Source organism: Xanthobacter sp. DMC12 (assembly GCF_056314105.1).
The window spans coordinates 37,152-54,145 of record NZ_JBQUYZ010000009.1 but is presented as its reverse complement, the minus strand read 5'-3'; the positions used below and the strand labels follow the sequence as shown (position 1 = coordinate 54,145).

At 68.9% G+C, this 16,994-nt stretch carries 17 protein-coding genes; 8 read left to right on the top strand and 9 right to left on the bottom strand.

Annotated elements, in window-relative coordinates:
• Window positions 1-166: 166 nt before the first annotated feature.
• Window positions 167-1,591, bottom strand: coding sequence for an aspartate aminotransferase family protein (locus ACT535_RS24105; RefSeq protein ID WP_168462445.1), 1,425 nt, complete (start codon window positions 1,589-1,591; stop codon window positions 167-169).
• A gap of 131 nt (window positions 1,592-1,722) precedes the next feature.
• On the opposite strand from ACT535_RS24105, the gene tmpT reads away from it, so the two are divergent.
• On the top strand, window positions 1,723-2,361 hold the full coding sequence (gene tmpT, locus ACT535_RS24100) for a thiopurine S-methyltransferase (RefSeq protein ID WP_476366306.1): 639 nt from the start codon (window positions 1,723-1,725) through the stop codon (window positions 2,359-2,361).
• 187 nt (window positions 2,362-2,548) lie between these two features.
• Here tmpT and ACT535_RS24095 read toward each other — a convergent pair whose 3' ends face one another.
• From ACT535_RS24095 to ACT535_RS24075, 5 genes are all read right to left on the bottom strand, one after another.
• Window positions 2,549-4,030: an aldehyde dehydrogenase gene (locus tag ACT535_RS24095; protein ID WP_476366305.1), complete on the bottom strand. Its 1,482-nt coding sequence runs from the start codon at window positions 4,028-4,030 to the stop codon at window positions 2,549-2,551.
• A gap of 97 nt (window positions 4,031-4,127) precedes the next feature.
• The gene (locus ACT535_RS24090) at window positions 4,128-4,751 is read right to left on the bottom strand and encodes a hypothetical protein (RefSeq protein WP_476366304.1); all 624 of its coding nucleotides are present in this window, start codon (window positions 4,749-4,751) and stop codon (window positions 4,128-4,130) included.
• A 2-nt stretch (window positions 4,752-4,753) separates the two neighbouring features.
• The gene (locus tag ACT535_RS24085; RefSeq protein WP_476366303.1) at window positions 4,754-5,641 is read right to left on the bottom strand and encodes a hypothetical protein; all 888 of its coding nucleotides are present in this window, start codon (window positions 5,639-5,641) and stop codon (window positions 4,754-4,756) included.
• A gap of 80 nt (window positions 5,642-5,721) precedes the next feature.
• Window positions 5,722-5,928, bottom strand: coding sequence for a DNA gyrase inhibitor YacG (gene yacG / locus ACT535_RS24080; protein ID WP_476366302.1), 207 nt, complete (start codon window positions 5,926-5,928; stop codon window positions 5,722-5,724).
• Entirely contained in the window at window positions 5,925-6,545 is a 621-nt protein-coding gene (locus ACT535_RS24075; RefSeq protein WP_168462441.1) for a Maf-like protein, read from the bottom strand. Before ACT535_RS24075 ends, yacG begins: the two co-directional genes overlap by 4 nt.
• 188 nt (window positions 6,546-6,733) lie before the next feature.
• Between ACT535_RS24075 and ACT535_RS24070 the strand changes: the two genes are divergently transcribed.
• Window positions 6,734-7,141: a thioredoxin family protein gene (locus ACT535_RS24070; protein WP_476366301.1), complete on the top strand. Its 408-nt coding sequence runs from the start codon at window positions 6,734-6,736 to the stop codon at window positions 7,139-7,141.
• A 7-nt stretch (window positions 7,142-7,148) separates the two neighbouring features.
• Entirely contained in the window at window positions 7,149-7,871 is a 723-nt protein-coding gene (locus tag ACT535_RS24065; protein WP_476366300.1) for a cytochrome c biogenesis CcdA family protein, read from the top strand.
• A gap of 144 nt (window positions 7,872-8,015) precedes the next feature.
• On the opposite strand, the gene ACT535_RS24060 is transcribed toward ACT535_RS24065, so the two are convergent.
• Complete coding sequence (locus ACT535_RS24060; protein WP_476366299.1) at window positions 8,016-8,501, bottom strand: MgtC/SapB family protein; 486 nt, start codon at window positions 8,499-8,501, stop codon at window positions 8,016-8,018.
• Window positions 8,502-8,609: 108 nt separating this feature from the next.
• On the opposite strand from ACT535_RS24060, the gene ACT535_RS24055 reads away from it, so the two are divergent.
• The 3 genes from ACT535_RS24055 to ACT535_RS24045 all read left to right on the top strand — a co-directional run bounded on the left by ACT535_RS24055 (window position 8,610) and on the right by ACT535_RS24045 (window position 11,523).
• The gene (locus ACT535_RS24055; RefSeq protein ID WP_476366298.1) at window positions 8,610-9,962 is read left to right on the top strand and encodes a (Fe-S)-binding protein; all 1,353 of its coding nucleotides are present in this window, start codon (window positions 8,610-8,612) and stop codon (window positions 9,960-9,962) included.
• 116 nt (window positions 9,963-10,078) lie between these two features.
• Window positions 10,079-10,894 carry a WYL domain-containing protein gene (locus ACT535_RS24050; RefSeq protein WP_476366297.1) on the top strand — a complete coding sequence of 272 codons (816 nt, stop codon included), beginning with the start codon at window positions 10,079-10,081 and terminating at the stop codon, window positions 10,892-10,894.
• A 74-nt stretch (window positions 10,895-10,968) separates the two neighbouring features.
• Window positions 10,969-11,523 carry a hypothetical protein gene (locus tag ACT535_RS24045; protein ID WP_476366296.1) on the top strand — a complete coding sequence of 185 codons (555 nt, stop codon included), beginning with the start codon at window positions 10,969-10,971 and terminating at the stop codon, window positions 11,521-11,523.
• A 33-nt stretch (window positions 11,524-11,556) separates the two neighbouring features.
• Here ACT535_RS24045 and zapE read toward each other — a convergent pair whose 3' ends face one another.
• Window positions 11,557-12,744, bottom strand: a complete 1,188-nt coding sequence (gene zapE / locus ACT535_RS24040; protein WP_168462536.1) for a cell division protein ZapE — start codon at window positions 12,742-12,744, stop codon at window positions 11,557-11,559.
• A gap of 263 nt (window positions 12,745-13,007) precedes the next feature.
• Here zapE and ACT535_RS24035 point away from each other — a divergent pair, with 263 nt between their 5' ends.
• Together ACT535_RS24035 and ACT535_RS24030 are read left to right on the top strand one after the other, a co-directional pair.
• Entirely contained in the window at window positions 13,008-15,248 is a 2,241-nt protein-coding gene (locus ACT535_RS24035) for an FUSC family protein (RefSeq protein ID WP_476366295.1), read from the top strand.
• A 132-nt stretch (window positions 15,249-15,380) separates the two neighbouring features.
• Window positions 15,381-15,731 (top strand): hypothetical protein, encoded by a 351-nt coding sequence (locus tag ACT535_RS24030; RefSeq protein WP_476366294.1) that lies wholly within the window; start codon window positions 15,381-15,383, stop codon window positions 15,729-15,731.
• Between the two features lie 84 nt (window positions 15,732-15,815).
• Here the strand turns inward: ACT535_RS24030 and ACT535_RS24025 are convergent, their stop codons facing one another.
• Window positions 15,816-16,943, bottom strand: a complete 1,128-nt coding sequence (locus tag ACT535_RS24025; protein WP_476366293.1) for a 2'-deoxycytidine 5'-triphosphate deaminase — start codon at window positions 16,941-16,943, stop codon at window positions 15,816-15,818.
• Window positions 16,944-16,994: the final 51 nt, after the last annotated feature.

Here is a 16,994-nt window from a genome sequence, read left to right as displayed (position 1 = left end):
TCCTGCTGCGTTAAGATCGCAGCAGAAACAGTCCTCGACGCAAAAACGTTCCCGACAGCACGCAACAGCTTCGGAATCCGTCACAGGACTTCGAACAGCGCGGGGCAAAATCTTGGCCATTGCCCCGCCTGCGCCATCCTAGACTTCGGCTTTGCCGTTCGCGCGCTCAGGCGGCCTTCGCTGGCACCCGCGGAACCGGAACCATCAGGCCGCGCTTGATGAGCTCCGCGTGGGTGAGGTCCAGCACCCGCCAGGCGGTGGCGACCAGTTCGTCCGCCTCCTCGTGCGACAGCGTGAAGGGCGGGGCGAGGATCATGCCGTCGCGCACCGCGCGCATCACCAGCCCCTCCTTGAAGGAGAAATCGCGGCAGATGAGGCCCACCGTCCCCTCCTCGGCCGCGAAGGCCGCGCGGGTCGCCTTCTGCGGCGTCAGCTCGATGGCGCCGATGAGGCCCACCATGCGGGCCTCGCCCACCAGCGGGTGCTCGGCAAGCTTCAGCCAGCGTTCCTGCAGGTAGGGGCCGATATCGGTCCGCACCCGGTCCACCAGCTTTTCCTCGTGCATGATCTTCAGGTTAGCGAGCGCCGCGGCGCAGCCGCCGGGATGGCCGGAATAGGTGTAGCCGTGGTTGAAGTCCCCGCCGTGCTCGATGAAGCCTTCGGCGAAATGGTCGCCGACGATCACCCCGCCCAGCGGGAAGTATCCGGAGGTCACGCCCTTGGCAAACGTGATGAGATCGGGCTTCACGCCCATGAATTCGGAGCCGAACCAGCGGCCGGTGCGCCCGAAGCCGCAGATCACCTCGTCGCAGATCAGCAGCACGTCGCGCTCTCGGCAGATCTTCTCCACCTCGGGCCAGTAATTGGCGGGCGGGATGATGACGCCGCCGGCGCCCTGGATGGGCTCGCCGATGAAGGCCGCGACATTCTCCGGCCCCGCCTCGTCGATGGCGCGAGCCACCTCCCGGGCGGCGAAGAGGCCGAAGTCCTCGCGGCTCATCTCCCCACCCTCGGCCCACCAATAGGGCTGGGCCACGTGGATGATGCCGGGAATGGGCAGGCCGCCCTGCGCATGCATGGGCTTCATGCCGCCGAGCGAGGCGCCGCCCATGGTGGAGCCGTGATAGCCGTTGCGGCGGGAGATGAAGATGTGCTTCTCGGGCTTGCCGAGCGCCGCCCAATAGTGCCGCACCATGCGCAGCACGGTGTCCACCGCCTCCGAGCCGCCGGAGGTGAAGAACACGTGGTTCATGTGGGCCGGCGCGACCTCGGAGATGGCCGCCGCCAGCTCCGCCGCGGCGGGATGGGTGGTCTTGAAGAAGGTGTTGTAATAGTCGAGCTGATGGAGCTGCTGGGCGATGGCATCCACGATGGCATGCCGCCCGTGCCCCACCTGCGAGCACCAGAGGCCCGACATGCCGTCGAGAATCCTGTTGCCGTCGCTGTCGAAGACATAGACCCCCTCGGCCCGCGTGATGACCCGCACCCCCTCGGCGTTCAGCGCCTTGGTGTCGGAGAAGGGGTGCAGGTGGTGCGCCGCATCCAGCGCGCGCCAGTGGGCGGTGGAGTTGGACAGGGGGGCGGACGTCACGATGGCGATGCTCCGTGTTGAACCTCTGCGGTTCTAGCGCGAAAGCGGGACCGTGGGCCACCCCCGCACTCGCGCGGCGCGCCTGATCTGCTAAAGCTGCGTCCCATCACAGAGCCAGCGGAGGCGAGGGTATGGAACCGGATTTCTGGCGCGCACGCTGGGAGACGAAGCAGATCGGCTTCCACGAGGGCAAGCCCAATGCCTATCTGGTCAAGCACCTGCCGCGCCTTGACCTCGCGCCCGGCGCGCGCATCTTTTTGCCCCTGTGCGGCAAGACGCGGGACATCGCCTATCTGCTCGCGCAGGGCTTCACGGTGGCCGGGGCGGAACTGAGCCGCATCGCGGTGGAGGAGCTGTTCGCCGAGCTGGAGGTGGTGCCTGAGATCACCGAAGCCGGCGACCTCTTGCGCTTCCGCGCGCCGGGCCTCGACATCTACCAGGGCGACATCTTCGCGCTCGAAACCGGTACCCTCGGGCCGGTGGATGCCGTCTATGACCGCGCCGCCCTGATCGCTTTGCCGCCCGACATGCGCCCGCGCTATGCCAGCCACGTCACCGCCCTCGCCGGCCCCGCGCCGCAACTGGTGGTGACGATCGTCTACGACCAGTCCCTCGTCGGCGGCCCGCCCTTCTCAGTGCCTTCCACGGAGGTCCATGCGCTGCATGGCGGGGCCTATGTGGTGACGCAGATCGACGCTGTCACCCGGCCGGACGCCCTCAAGGGGCAGTGGGAAGCGACAGAAGAGGTGCATCTGCTGGCGCGGCGGTGAGGCTTGGCGCCCCGGCCGCATGCAGCGACAGCGGAATGCGAGCCGGGGCCCAGCGCAATAGTCTGCCGCAGGCGCTTCCGAACCCTGCCGCTCTCAGGCATGGCCCGCTGCGCGGGAGTGTTGCGCTGGACCCCGGATCGGCGCTCCACCTGCGGTGTCGCTTGTCCGGGGAGCCAGCCGCTAAGCCCTAAAGCCGCGTCCACACCGTCTTGAGGTCGGAATACTTCTCCAGCGCGTGCAGGGACTTGTCGCGCCCGAAGCCGGATTGCTTCACGCCGCCGAAGGGGGTGGTGATGTCGTCGGCGTCGAAGCAGTTCACATAGACGATGCCGGCCTTGAAGCGGCGCGCCACCTTGTGCGCGGCGGCAAGGTCCTGGCTCCAGACGGAGGCGCCGAGGCCGTAGACGGTGCCGTTGGCGATCTCCACCGCCTCGTCCAGCCCATCGAAGCCGATCACCGACAGCACCGGCCCGAAGATCTCGTTCTGCGCCAGCGTGGAGGATGGGGCCACGTCGTCGAACACGGTGGGCGCCACGAAGGCGCCGCCGGTTTCTGTGCGCACCGCCATGCCGCCCGTCACCAGCCGCGCCCCGCTCTCGCCGCCGGCCTGGATCGCCGAGAGGATGCGCCCCTGATGCTCGCGGCTCACCACGGCCCCGGCGGGCGCATCGGGATCGAGCGGATCGCCCGGCATCCAACGCGGGGCAAGGGCGGCGACGCGCTCCACCAGCTCGGCACGGATGCGGTTGTCCACGAGGAGGCGCGAAGCCGCCGTGCACATCTCGCCTTGATTGAAGAAAATGCCTCCGGCCACCGCCTCGGCCACGGCACCGAGGTCCTTCACGTCATGGGCCACCACGAAGGCGGTCTTGCCGCCCAGCTCCAGCGCCACGCGCTTGATGTTGCTCTCGGCGGAATAGCGCAGGAAGTAGCGGCCGACCTCGGTGGAGCCGGTGAAGGCGATGGCGTCCACATCCATGTGGAGCCCCAGCGCCTTGCCGGCCTCGACACCCAGCCCCGGCACCACGTTGAACACGCCGTCGGGGATGCCAGCCTCCGCCGCCAGCTCGGCGAGGCGCAGCGCGGTGAGCGGGCTTTCCTCGGCCGGCTTCAGCACCACGGAATTGCCCATGGCCAGCGCCGGCGCCACCTTCCAGGCGGCCATGATCATCGGGAAGTTCCACGGCGTCACGCAGCCGACCACGCCGAGGGGCTCGCGCAGCACGAGGGCGAGGTTGTCGTCCGTGGTGGGCGCCACCTCGCCATAGACCTTGTCGCAGCACTCCCCGTAATAGGCGAAGCAGTCGGCCGCCGCGCGCACGTCGATGGCGCGGGCATCCGAGATGGGCTTGCCCATGTTCAGCGTCTCGGTGAGGGCGAGTTCGTCGCGGTGGGCGCGGATGAGATCGGCGAAGCGCAGCAAAGCGCGCTTGCGCTCCAGCGGGCGCTGGCCGGCCCAGCGGCGATCCTCGAAGGCGCGGCGCGCCGCCTTCACGGCACGGTCCACATCCTCGCCATCGCAGGCCGCGACCTCGGCGATGGTGTGGCCGGTCGCCGGATTGACGGCGCTGAAGGTGCGGCCCGAGGCGGCCGGATGGAAGGCTCCGTCGATGAAGGCGTGGGTTCGGAAGGAAGGAATGTCCGCCGCCGCCCGTTCCACCGCCGCCATGATGCTCGCTCCGCTACCAGACCCGGCCGCTGCCGGACCTGCGGCACCCTCGCGCGCCGTAACGGGAGCCGTCAAGGTGGGCGCAGACCTTCACCGATCAGGTGAGAATGACCACGTAGAACAGCCCGGCATTCATGAGCACGAAGGTGGGGAATTGCGGGGTCCAGAAGGCGTCTGTCCAAGAGGTCGGCGGAAACTGCAATACGGTGCGCACCGTCAGGAGGATCCAGGCCAGCAGGCTGAAGACCAAAGCCGTGAGAAAATCTCCGAAGCGGACGGGATCGAGACCGACCGCGAACATCGCGTCGGCCAGCAGCGTCGAAGGCGCCTGGCCGAGCGCGAACAGCCCGACGCCGTCGATGAGGATGAACAGCATGATCGTCAGGATCAGATAGCACATCACGAAAACCGACCCGCGCAGGCTCTGCGTCTTCGGATCGGCCTTGGGGTAGAAGATGTAGGCGAGCAGGGACACGAGGATCACGGCCGCCAGGGCGACACCTGCGAGCATCGCCGGCACCGACAGGGAGATGCCGCCGCCTGCCAGAAAGCTGCGGGAGACGAGCACCAGCACCGTCACCAGAAGCAGTTGCGACAGCGCGACCGCATCCTTTTTCTCGCCGGGAGCGTCCTGGCCCAGCGGCGGAACACGGGTGGAATAGAAGGCGTCGAAAAAGACCTGGATGTTGCGCTTGAGGGTATCGACCAGCTTTCCGGCCATGCCTATCGCTCCGGGCGTGCCCAGCGCAGGGTCCAGGTCGTTTGCTGCACGGCGGACTGCTTGCCGGAGTCAAGGTCGGCGACCGTCACATAGGTGGTAGTCACGTTGGCAGCGGCGTCGAAGCTGAAAGAGACACAGTTCGCCGCGCCCTGCGGCACCGGCTGGTAGCGCCGCAGCATGGTGCGCAGATAGACATAGCGCATGCCAGGCCCGCCACCGGTGCTGGCCTGGGCCGGCTTCAGCCCGGAGATCGCGGCGAGCGCATCGCGTATGGGGACGAGGATCGGGGGAATGCCATCGTCGGAAATCACGGCGACCCGAAGAGTAGGCTCGCCGGACTCGCTCGGCTGGGTGAACGAATAATGTCTCCGCCCGCCGACGTTGGCGTCGTCGGTCCGGTGGCACTCCGGCTGCTCCGTGGAGCGGTAGCGGAAATGGAAGGCATGCAGCAGTTGGGATTCCTTGAGACCCGCCGCGTGGTAATCGTCGTATTCCCGGGCCGCCACCCGACGATCCATGGGACCCCGCCTGCCCGCAAAGCAGCTTTCATTGAGGGCCGGACGCTCGATATGGACTTCCTGCACGTCCGCGTTGTCCCGCTCGGTGCGCGGCGCCTCGTTGCGCAGCTTGATCGCGACCACGCCGCCGCGGTCCGGTGGCAGGGCATAGATGGCGCGGACGCGGTCTGACGTGGCCATCACGGACTTCACTCCCGGTCCGGTGGCGTCGATCCACTGTCGTCCGTCGGGCGAGCGCAGATAAAGCTGGCCAGGCATAAGCTGCCCGGATGCCACCGGACATGCGGATTGTGCCTGCGCCCCAGCGGTCGGAACCAGAAGCCCGGCGGCAAGCACGACCGCCGGCAGCACGGACAAGATCGCTGCATGCATAGGATGCCCTCCCCACGCAACTCTATTTAAAGTTGCGTTTACTGAAAAGGCATATTTTTACGCGAGAGCCCGAATGGGGTTCATCCCCGCTCGGGCGGGCCGCTCTCCCCGTCCTCGTCCTCCTCGGGACGACCGGGGATGGCGTAGCTGCCGGAAAGCCAGCGGTTGAGGTCCACGTCGGCGCAGCGCTTGGAGCAGAAGGGGTGATAGCGCTCCACCGGCGGCTTGCCGCAGATGGGGCACGGCCGGGCGGCGGGGATGGGCTTGGCAGGTGTATCCGCGCTCACGCCGCGCGCTCCACCCAGCCGGCGCGCACGTCGTAGCCCTGGCCGGTGAGGAGGCCGAGGGTTTCCGAGAGCGGCAGGCCAACCACATTGGTGTAGGAGCCCACGAGCTTCACCACGAAGCCGCCGGCGATGCCCTGGATGGCATAGCCGCCCGCCTTGCCGCGCCACTCGCCGCAGGCGAGGTAATCGTTGATCTCGTCGCGCGACAGCCGCTTGAAGCGCACCCGCGTCTCCACGAGGCGGGTGGCGGAACGGCCGCGCGGATCGATGAGGCAAACGCCGGTATAGACGCGATGGGTGCGGCCGGAGAGCAGGCGCAGGCATGCCTCCGCCTCGTCCACCAGATCGGGCTTGGGCAGGATGCGCCGACCCACCGCCACCACCGTGTCGGCGGCGAGCACCAGCGCATTCATCTCGGCGTCCTTGGCGCGGCCGGCCACCAGCTTCGCCTTCTCCTGCGACAGGCGCTGGGCGAGGCGGCGGGGCAGCTCGCCGCGCTCGGGCGTCTCGTCCACATCGGCGGGCATGAGAAGGTCCGGCTCGATGCCGGCCTGGTTCAGCAGCGCGAGGCGGCGGGGAGAGCCGGAGGCAAGGACGAGCTTCACCTGATCGTTCACGGAGCAAAATCCTCCCAAGCCGACCCGCGCCGGCCCCTGTCTGGTCCGTGGTCTAGCGGAATTGGCCGGGCCTGTGAACGCCTTCAACTGCCCGTGATGGCTCCGCCCCCCTGTAACCGCCCGGAACCGCCTTGCGAAAAGCCCCATGTCGGCCAAGCGCAGCCGATCAAGGGAAGAAGGACGCCATCATGTTCACCCGCCGTATCACGCTTGCCTTTGCCGTCGCCCTCCCCCTGGCCGCGGCCGCCTTCGCCGGCGCGTCGGCCCTGGCCGCCACCGACCATGCCGCCTATACCCCCGCCGCCTTTGCCGACGCGCAGAAGGCGGGCAAGCCCATCCTGGTGGAAATCCACGCCGGCTGGTGCCCCGTGTGCGCGGCCCAGGCCCCCATCCTCGGCGAGCTGCTGTCGACGCCGAAATTCAAGGACATGGTGGTGTTCCGCGTGGATTTCGACAGCCAGAAGGATGCGGTGAAGGCGTTCGGCGCCCGCGCGCAGAGCACCCTCATCGTCTACAAGGGCAAGACCGAGGAAGGCCGTTCCGTGGGCGACACCGCGAAGCCGTCCATCGAGGCGCTGCTGGCCAAGGGCGTCTGAGGCGACCATGGCTCTCGGCAGCCTCGGCCTCGCGTTTCTCGCGGGCGTCCTCTCCATCCTGTCGCCCTGCGTCGTGCCGCTGCTGCCCCTGGTGCTCGGGGCGGCAGCGGCCGAGCACCGCCTCGCCCCGCTGGCGCTGGCGGTGGGGGTGACGCTCTCCTTCACCGTCATCGGCCTGTTCGTCGCCACCATCGGCTACGCCATCGGGCTGGAGGGCGACACCTTCCGCATGGTGGGCGCGGTGCTGATGATCGGCATCGGCGCAGTGCTCGCCGTGCCGCCGCTGCAGACGCGGCTCGCCACCGCGGGTGGTCCGGTGAGCGACCTCGCCAGCCGGCATTTTTCCGGCTTCGCGACCGAGGGGGTCGGCGGTCAGTTCGCCGTGGGGCTTCTGCTCGGCGCGGTGTGGAGCCCCTGCGTCGGCCCGACCCTCGGCGCGGCATCGGTGCTCGCGGCGCAGGGCCGAAACCTCGGCGAGGTGGCGGCGGTGATGGGCCTGTTCGGCCTCGGCGCCGGCCTGCCGCTGGCGCTCGCCGGAACCCTCTCCCGCCCCACGCTGATGCGCTGGCGCTCGCGCATGATTTCCGGCGGCAAGGGCGCAAAGGCCCTGATGGGTCTGGTGCTGGTGGTGGTTGGCCTGCTGATCGCCACCGGCGCCGACAAGCGGATCGAAGCGGCCCTGGTCCAGGTCTCCCCGGCCTGGCTGACAACGCTGACGACGCGGTTCTGACCTCCCGCGAGGCGTTTCCGCTTCGATCCAGAGACGGGCCGAACCGGCGCCGTCTCCCTCCGGCTGCATGAGTCCTGCGCGTCCCGCAGGCTGCGGCCGGCGCCCGGTGGCGCACGCCTATCCCACGTGCGCCGCCGGGCCCATCTATGGCTGGTCCCCACCGGCCCTGCGTTCCAGCTTCTTTTCCAGCGGGTGCAGCACCACCAGCAGGAACAGGGCGAGCCCGACGCCGAGCGGGATCAGCACCCATGACGCCAGCGCGCAGGCGATGCCGACGGCGGCGGTGACCCACACCAACGCCGCCGTGGTGAGCCCGCGGATGCGCCCGGCGCTGCGATCGCGCAGCACCACGCCGGCGCCGAGAAAGCCGATGCCGGTGAGCACGCCCTGGATCACCCCCTGGATGACGCGGCTCGTCGCGTCCGGATCGCCCGACACCCCCTCCGCCCGGAGCCCGGCGAGGGCGGCCAGCGCCGCCCCGAGGGCCACGAGGCCGAGGGTGCGCATGCCGGTCGGCTTGTCGCTGAGATCCCGGTTGAGCCCCAGCGACATGCCAGCCGCCGTCGCCGCCACCAGCCGGAGGGCGCTGTCGATGTCGCCGGGATCGAGGAACAGGGGACCGATCTGCATGGCCGGGGCGCACCTCCTGCGCCGTGCAAGCGCCGGCGCACGGCTCTTGTTCCGGCCGCCATGGGGTATGCCTCTTGCATGGGCGCGGGTGAAAAGGACCCGCGCGGCATGAAAACCTTCCTGGATTGGTCGGCTTACGACACCTACGGCATCGGCGACGCCTATTCCGGCATTCCAGCGACCGGCGGGAACTACGCCAAGGCCGTGGCCGTGTGCATGCACAGCCGCGATTGTCAGAATACCGGCAAGGGCGTGATGTGCCCGAGCTACCGCATCACCGGCGACCGCGCCCATTCCACCGAGGCCCGCGTCGCCGCCTTCAAGGCGGCCCTGAACGACGGCAGCGACGCCGCCGCCTTCGCCGATCCCCGGCTCGACGAAGCCATGGACCTGTGCGTGTCCTGCAAGGCCTGCAAGAAGGAATGCCCGAGCGCCGTGGACATGACGCTCATCAAGACCGAGTACCTGGCGCAACGGCACGAGATCAAGGGCGTGCCCCTGCGCACCCGCCTCTTCGGCGGCGTGCCGGAATGGACCGGCCGCCATCGCCGCCTTCTGCGCCTCGCCATTCTCGTGCGCAACCGCGTGCCGCTGATGGCCCGCCTCGCCGAGCGCGTCTTCGGCATTACTGCCCGCCGCCCCATTCCGGAGCCGGCGCCCATTGCCTATGTCCCGCCGCCCGCCGCGCCCCATCTGGCGGAACGGGGCGACGTGATCCTGTTCGTGGATACCTTCTGCCACCATTTCGAGCCGGAGGTGGCGGAGGCCGCCCGCGAGGTGCTGACCTTCGCCGGCTACCGCGTGCGCATCGCCAAGCCTGACCCCTCCGACGCAGAGCCGGACCGGCCCCTGTGCTGCGGCCGCACCTATCTCACCACCGGCATGGTGGAGAAGGCACGCAGCGAGGGACAGCGCGTGCTCGCCGCCTTCGAGAGCGAGATCGCCGCCGGCACGCCGATCATCGGTCTCGAGCCCTCCTGCCTGCTCTCGCTGCGGGACGAACTCTACAGCCTCGGCCTCGGCCCGAAGATCGGGGCGCTCGGCAAGCAGCTCTACCTGTTCGAGGAATTCCTCGCCCGCGAGCACCAGAACCGGGGGCTCCGGCTGAAGCTCAAGGCGCTTCCCGGCGCCAAGGCCGTGCTGCACGGCCACTGCCACCAGAAGGCGTTCGGCGTGATGAAGGCGACGCGCAAGGTGCTCTCCTTCATTCCCGGCTTCTCCTACGACATCGTGGAGACGAGCTGCTGCGGCATGGCCGGCAGCTTCGGGCTGGAGGCGGAGCACTATGATGCCTCCATGCAGATGGCCGAGATCGCCCTGCTGCCGGCCATGCGCGCCGCGCCGGAGGACGCGCCTCTGATCGCCAACGGCTTCTCCTGCCGCCATCAGATCGAGCACGGGTCAGGCCGCAAGGCGCGCCACATCGCGCTGCTGATCCGGGATGCGCTGGACCGGGATTGAGGCACAGGGGTAGTGACCACGGGGAAAAGCTTTATCGGCGACGCTGCGCCAGCTATCTATGGGGGAATAGTCGTCGGCCCGATGGGGACATCGTCGGCCTCAGTGTGAGCGCCCCCATGAACGCCATCACCTCGCTGAAGTCCTTCATCCTCGACCGTGTCGAGATGATCGGCGCCCCCTTCTATACCGACGCCCACCGCCTCTCGGTGCCCGAGGACGATCCCCACGATACCCTCGCCGCCGGCGCCGCGGACGACCATGACCCGGCCGACGGGCAGTCCTTCGCCATCGATTACGTGGACCACGCCGGCAACATCAGCCACCGCCGCATCTCGGTGTGGGCGGTGCAGCGCAATGTGGAGGGCGTGCCCATCCTCATCGCCAAGTGCCACGAACGGCAGGCGGCGCGCGCGTTCCGGGTGGACCGCATCACCGCGGTGACTGACCTCGATGGCGCGAAGCGCGAGCCGCTGTCGCGCTTCTTCTACGAGACCTTCGGCTTCATCTGGCCGAAGGACGCGGAGGTGGTCGCCCCCGAAGAGCCCGAGGACCAGCGCTGGGACCGCATCCGCATGGTCATCCGCAAGGCCGGCATCGCGCTCCTGGCCGCGCTGGCGCGGGCCGATCGCGAGATCGGGGCCGCCGAGGTGGAGGAGATGGTGTTCTTCTGCGAGCGCGCCTGCGCCGCCGAGGAGATCGACCTGACCGGCGCCGAACGCGAGCGCCTCGCCGCCTGGGTCGCCCGACTGCGGCCGACGCCCGAGTCCGTGGAAAGCTCGCTCGACACCCTGTTCGAGAGCGGCACCGAAGCCATCGCCACCCTGCTCAAGGCCGGCATGCGCGTCATCAGCGCCGATGGGTCGCTGAAGGACGCTGAGGCCGAAATGCTCGACGCCTTCTGCTATGCCCTGACGGGCCGGCACGTCAGATAAGGTTAACCGAAAGCAGAGGCGCGGCGGCACCATATGGCCGCGCCTGCGTTGTCCTCCCAAACCATCCGGAGGACATGATGCCGTCTGCCCGCCCGACCCGCTTCTTTCTCCCTGCGATAGCGGGGGTGTTCCTCGCCGGTACGCTGCTGAGCGGCGCCGCGCTGGCCCAGCAGGCCGCCCCGGCCGATCCCGTTCCGCCACGCCCCGCGCCCGCCGGAGCACCCCCCGCGCCGGCGACACCGCCCGTGGTCTCGCCGAAGGTGGCGCCGCCGCTCGCCGCCCCCAAGCCCGAGGACGCGCTGAAGGCGCGGGCGGAACAGACCGTCACCGAAGAAGCGCTCAAGGCCGCCGAGGCCGAGGCGCCGGAGGACGCCGAGCGCGCTGCCGCCTGCAAGGCCCATGCGATGGTGCGGCTGAAGGCCCGCTCGCCCTCGGTCGACGACATCTTCATCGACATGGACGGCCTCACCATTGCGAAGGCCGACGTGGCGGTGGGGCAGGAGAAGATCACGGCCGTGCTGATGGGCGAGGCCTATATCAAGCGCGATCGCTCGGACAAGGCCCACCGTTTCCTCTGCCTCGTGGGCGAGAAGGACAAGGTGGTGATGACCTTCTTCACCGAGCGGTAGGGACCCTGACGGCAGGCATCCCGGCGATGGGCATCAGGTCTCGACGAGGCCGGTGGTGTTGCCGGAAGCCGCCGAATCCGACCGGCCGTGGGGCTTGGCGAGATATTCGCTGGAGCGCATCTCGTGCAGGCGCGAGATGGTGCGGGCGAACTCGAACGCTTCGGCGCCCTCGGTGCCGAGATAGAGCTGCTCGGGCTCGGCGGCGGCCGAGGCGATGAGCTTCACGTTGGCGTCGTAGAGCGTGTCGATCAGCGAGATGAAGCGCTTCGCCTCGTTGCGCTGGTCCGGCCCGAGAATGGGGATGTGCTCCAGCACGATGGTGTGGAACAGCCGGGCGAGGCTGAGATAATCCGGGTTCGGCCCCAGCGCCGCCTCGCACAGATTGGCGAAGGAAAAGCGCGCCGCGCCCTGCCCCATGGCGGGAATGGCGAGCTTGCGGCCCTTCAACAGCATCTCCCCCGGCCGTCCGCCGGTGGGGCCGGCGAGCCGCCGCCAGGCCGCCGCCACCGCCGCGTCGGCGGCCGGGCCGAGCGGCGTATGCCAGGTGCTCACGCCCTCCAGCTTCTCCATGCGGTAATCGGTGCGGGAATCGAGGGACATGACGCGCATGCGCTGCTCGATCTCGCCGATGAAGGGCAGGAACAACGCGCGGTTGAGGCCGCCGGCGTAAAGATCCTGCGGCGCGACGTTGGAGGTGGCCACCACCACCACGCCGTCGGCGAACAGCTTCTCGAACAGCCGGCCAAGGATCATGGCGTCGGCGATGTCGGTGACGTGGAATTCATCGAAGCACAGCACCTTGGCCTCGTCGGCCAGGGCCTGCGCGACCGGGGCGATGGGGTCGGCGCTCTTGCGCTCGCCCTGCTTCTGCGCCTGCCGCTCGCGGAAGATGCGCTCATGGACGTCGCCCATGAATTCGTGGAAATGCGCCCGGCGCTTGCCCTTGGCCGGCAGCGCATCGAAGAAGAGGTCCATGAGCATGGTCTTGCCGCGGCCGACCTTGCCATAGACGTACATGCCCTTGGGCTGCACCGGAGCGCGGCGCTGGAACAGCCAGCCGAGCGCGGAGGATTTCTGCGCCAGCGCCCGCTGCCGCAGTTCCAGCTCCAGCCGGGCGAACTCCTCGACCACTTCCGCCTGGGCCGGGTCTTCCGAGATGTCGCCGGCGGCAAGCTTCGCCGCATACAGCTCCGTGACCCGCGCCGTCGTCTCGCCCGCCATGAACGTGTTCCCGTTCACGCGCCGTTCCCGGCGCCTTCACCGTTGCCGCGCCTGACGGCGCTTGTGCATTGCCGCATCCGCTTAGAGCAGATCGGACCAAAGTTGAAGCGCTAGCCGGCAAACCGGAACTCGCCGCACCCTGCCATTGCCCGATGGAGCGAAGCAGTAGAGGTTGGGGCACATCCCGCGCGCGCGACCGCGCTAAGGCCAAATTCCGCGTTCATCCACCGTCCCGCCCGACAGGAAACAGCCGAGCCCGCACGATGGAGTCCCCGTCCCCGCCGCCCGCAAGCCCCGTCCAGCCGCGCGAGCCGTTCGCCCGCAGCGTGAAGCGCTGGCTCGCGGACCACGATCCCGGCGGCATCGACACCACGCGCGCGCTGGCGCTGGGCATCTCCTTCGTCATCGTCATCGTCACCGGCTATGCCACCTCGGTGGCTTTCCGCTTGGGCATGGACACCACCTTCCCGATGATGGCGGGCTGCGCCGCGCTGGTGATGATCTCGTTCAATCCCGGCGCCAGCGTCGCCGCCGAGGGGCGCACCATGCTGCGCCTGTTCACCGTTTCCGTCGCTTTTCTCGCGCTGCTCACGGCCATCGGCCCCGGCAACGGCGCGGCCAACGACATGCTGCAGAAGCTCTTGCTGATCCCGCTGTCGTTCATCGCGCTGGCCTTGCGGCGCGGCGGCATGGACGGCCAGCGCCTCGGCCTCGCGCTCATCGTGGTGGCGACGGTGGGCACCATCATCCGCCCGACACGGATGGAGGCGGCCATGCTGCTGCTCGCCTTCTGCCAGGGGGCGCTGGTGGCGGCCGCGGTGCGGCTCTCGCCGTGGCGGCCGTCCGCCGTGAACGCCTTCGTGGACACCACCCTGGACATGCAGGGGGCGGTCGCCAGCTATCTGCGCGAGCTGTCGGCGGCGGTGCGCGAAAACCATCCCTTCCCGCCGGATGCATCCGAGGTGCTGGAGCATCTGCGCGGCCGGGTGTGGAATGCCCTCGCCAATGCCATTGCGGAAGACCCCGCCGCGCAGCCCGATTTCGAGCAGTTGCGCGTGCGCTTCTACCGGCTGCGCGTGGCGGTGCAGCTTCTCGCCGGCTGCGTGCCCAAGAACACGCCCGATACCGTGGAATGGCGCCACCCCTTCGCGGCGGCAGCCGACCACATCGCCCGCCGGCTGGAGGCGGTGGATGTCTCGGACGTGCATGCGGAAGAGCGGTTCGAGCGCGCCGTGGCGCAATTGCGCCTCGTGGCCTTCTCGCCGGAGCTGCCCGGCGAGGCGCGCTTCGCGCTGCTGCGGGCGCTGACCGCCTTCGATCGCCTCTCCATGGTGGTCACCGGCATCGCGGCGGCCGAGATGGCGCCTTTCCCGCCGCCCCATCCGGATGCGACGCCGGACGACCTGCCTCCGCCGCCCAAGGCGATCCCGCTCTTCGTCAAGGGGCCGGACGGCCGCCAGATCCTTTCCGCGCCCTACCGGGTCGCCTGCCAGGGGGCGATGGCGACGGCCATCACCACCGCCTTCGACCTCCTCGTGCATCTCGATCATGCTTATTGGGCGACGATGACCGTCATGTTCGTCATCGGCAACAGCGTGGGCGAGACCTACATGCGGGTCCGCTACCGCACGGTCGGCACGCTCATCGGCGTGGCGCTCGGCTTCGGCCTGTTCCTCGCGCTGGAAGGGCAGATCTGGGTCATGGCCGGCTTCTGCATGCTCGCGCAGATGGTCGCCGTGGTGACCCAGAAGGACCGCTACGACATCGCCTCCGCCGCCGTCGGCCTCTCGGTGGTGCTGGGGCTCCACATCATCTCCGGGCTCGGGCCGGAGGGCATGATCGCCCGCGTCTACGAGACCGCCATCGGCGCGGCGGTGGCGCTGGCCGTGTCGTTCATCGTGCTGCCGGTCTACCTCACCGATCAGGTGCGGCCCGAGGTGCGGGCGCTGCTCCGGCGCTGCCGCACCGCCTTCGCCTCCTGGTGGCCGCATCCGGGCGAGACCACCAGCGTCGCCGCCCTGGTGCAGGATGTGCGCGGCCTCGGCCTGCGCCTGCCCAATCTCGGCGCGGAGCAGGTGTTCGGCCATTCGGCGGGCGACGTGGCCAACATCGTCTCCACGCTCGACGTGCTCATCACCTATCTCGCCCTGATGGAGGACGTGGCCCACCGCCTCGCCGCCGCGAACCCCTCGGAGCAACTGGTGACCGTGGTGGAGGCGGCCCGTTCGCGCACGCTGACCGCCTTCGAGGTGGTGCTGGGGGAGGCCGGCGCCGGGAGCGCCGATGCCGCCAATCCCGCCGTGGCGGCGGCCGTCTCAACCGTGTTGGGCCTCGCGGACGATGCGAAGCTCAGGGAAACGCTGCCGCTGGTGGCGGACTATCTCGCCTATTCGGAGGCGCTGCTGCGCCCCTTGCGCGAACTCAATGCCGGCCTGCGCGACAAGCCCTGGCGCAAGGAGGACATGATCGCCGCCGGCGCGGCTCCCGCGACGCCGGCGCCTTAGATCCAGGCTTGATCGCAGTCCATGTGGCTTTAGTGTCGAATCGAGGTGATGGCCGAATCGGGGTGCCACGACCATCACCCATGCAGGGGGAAGACGATGACGCGGGCTGGCGTTTGCAATTTGGTCGCTGTGATGGCGCTTGCGACTGCGGGGATAAATCTGGCGAACGCCCAGACACCCGTCGATCTGGGCACAATCTGGAACGAGCAGGAAGCGGGATGGCAGGGCGTGTGGACGCGCGTCGGGCGGTCCAACACATTTCAGGCTGTCTGGACCAAAGACAATCGCGTTGTCCGCGCCAATCTGCTGATGACCGTGAATGGAAATGTCGTTTCGATCACGCGGGATGACACGTCCGGGCCCGGTGTCGGCAAGGCCGGCTGCGAATATACCGGAACCGTAAAGGGCAACACGGTCGCTGGCGATTACAACTGCGCCTGGTCCAAAGCTGCTGGAAAGTGGAAGGCGACCATTTCGCGCTGACCAAGCGAGCCGTGTCTGGCGCCCGGTGCGGCTTTCTTGAACGACGGCCCGAGCGGTTTGATTTGAATCCGCTCGGATCGCGCGCTACAGCGCCACCGGCTTGAAGTGCTTGGAGAGCTTCAGCCCCTGCCCCTGATAGTGCGAGCGCATGTCGGCGCCGTAGAGCGTGTGCGGGCGCGCGGCCATGCGCTCGTAGACGAGGCGGCCCACGGTCTGCCCGTGCTCCAGGATGAACGGCACCTCGCGCGAGCGCACCTCCAGCACCGCGCGCGCGCCGCGCCCGCCAGCCGCCGGATTGCCGAAGCCGGGATCGAAGAAGCCGGCATAATGCACCCGGAACTCGCCCACCAGCGGATCGAACGGCACCATCTCCGCCGCATAATCCGGGGGCACATGCACCGCCTCGCGGGAGGCGAGGATGTAGAAGGCATCCGGGTCCAGCACGAGGCTGGCCGGCCGGTCCGGCCGCACGTGGATGGGCTCCCAGAAGTCCGCCACGTCCAGCACGCCCGCCTGATCCACGTCGATGACGCCCGTATGCTTCTTGGCGCGGAAGCCCATGAGCCCGCCCAGCGCATCGCCGGCGAGGTCGACGCCCAGCGCGATGCCGCCCGCCGCCACGTCCGGGCTCGTCGCATCCACGAGGCATTCGGCGGACTGGAGGTTCAGCAATTCCAGATCGGACAGGCGCGAGACGCCGCGTCGGAACCGCACCTGCGACAGCCGGGAACCGGTGCGCACCAGGATGGGGAAGGTGCGCGGCGAGATTTCCAGATAGAGCGGGCCATTATAGCCGGCCGGGATGGTGTCGAACGCCCGCGCGCCGTCGGTGATGACGCGCACGAACACATCGAGGCGCCCGGTGGAACTCTTGGGATTGGCAGCGGCGGCAAGGTCCGCCGGCAGCTTCAGCCGCTCGAACAGTTCCACCAGATAGACGCAGCCGGTTTCCAGCACAGCGCCCTTGGTGAGGTCGAAATCGTGCAAAGCGAGGTCGCCAAGCCGTTCCTTCACCGAAACGCCGGCGCCCGGCAGGAAGCTCGCGCGCACCCGCCATGCGGTGCGGCCGAGACGCAGGTCCAGGCTCGCCGGCTGGATCTGGTCGTCGTCCAGCGCCTTGCGGCAGGCGATGGCGCCGGACGCCTTCAGCGTCCCTATCGCCTCTGCGGGCAGGATGCCGGGCTTCAGATGCTCCGTGGCACGCACCGTCATATCCGCTTTCCCGTCCTTTTTGTTCGATTTACCGGACGAGGCCCTTGACGC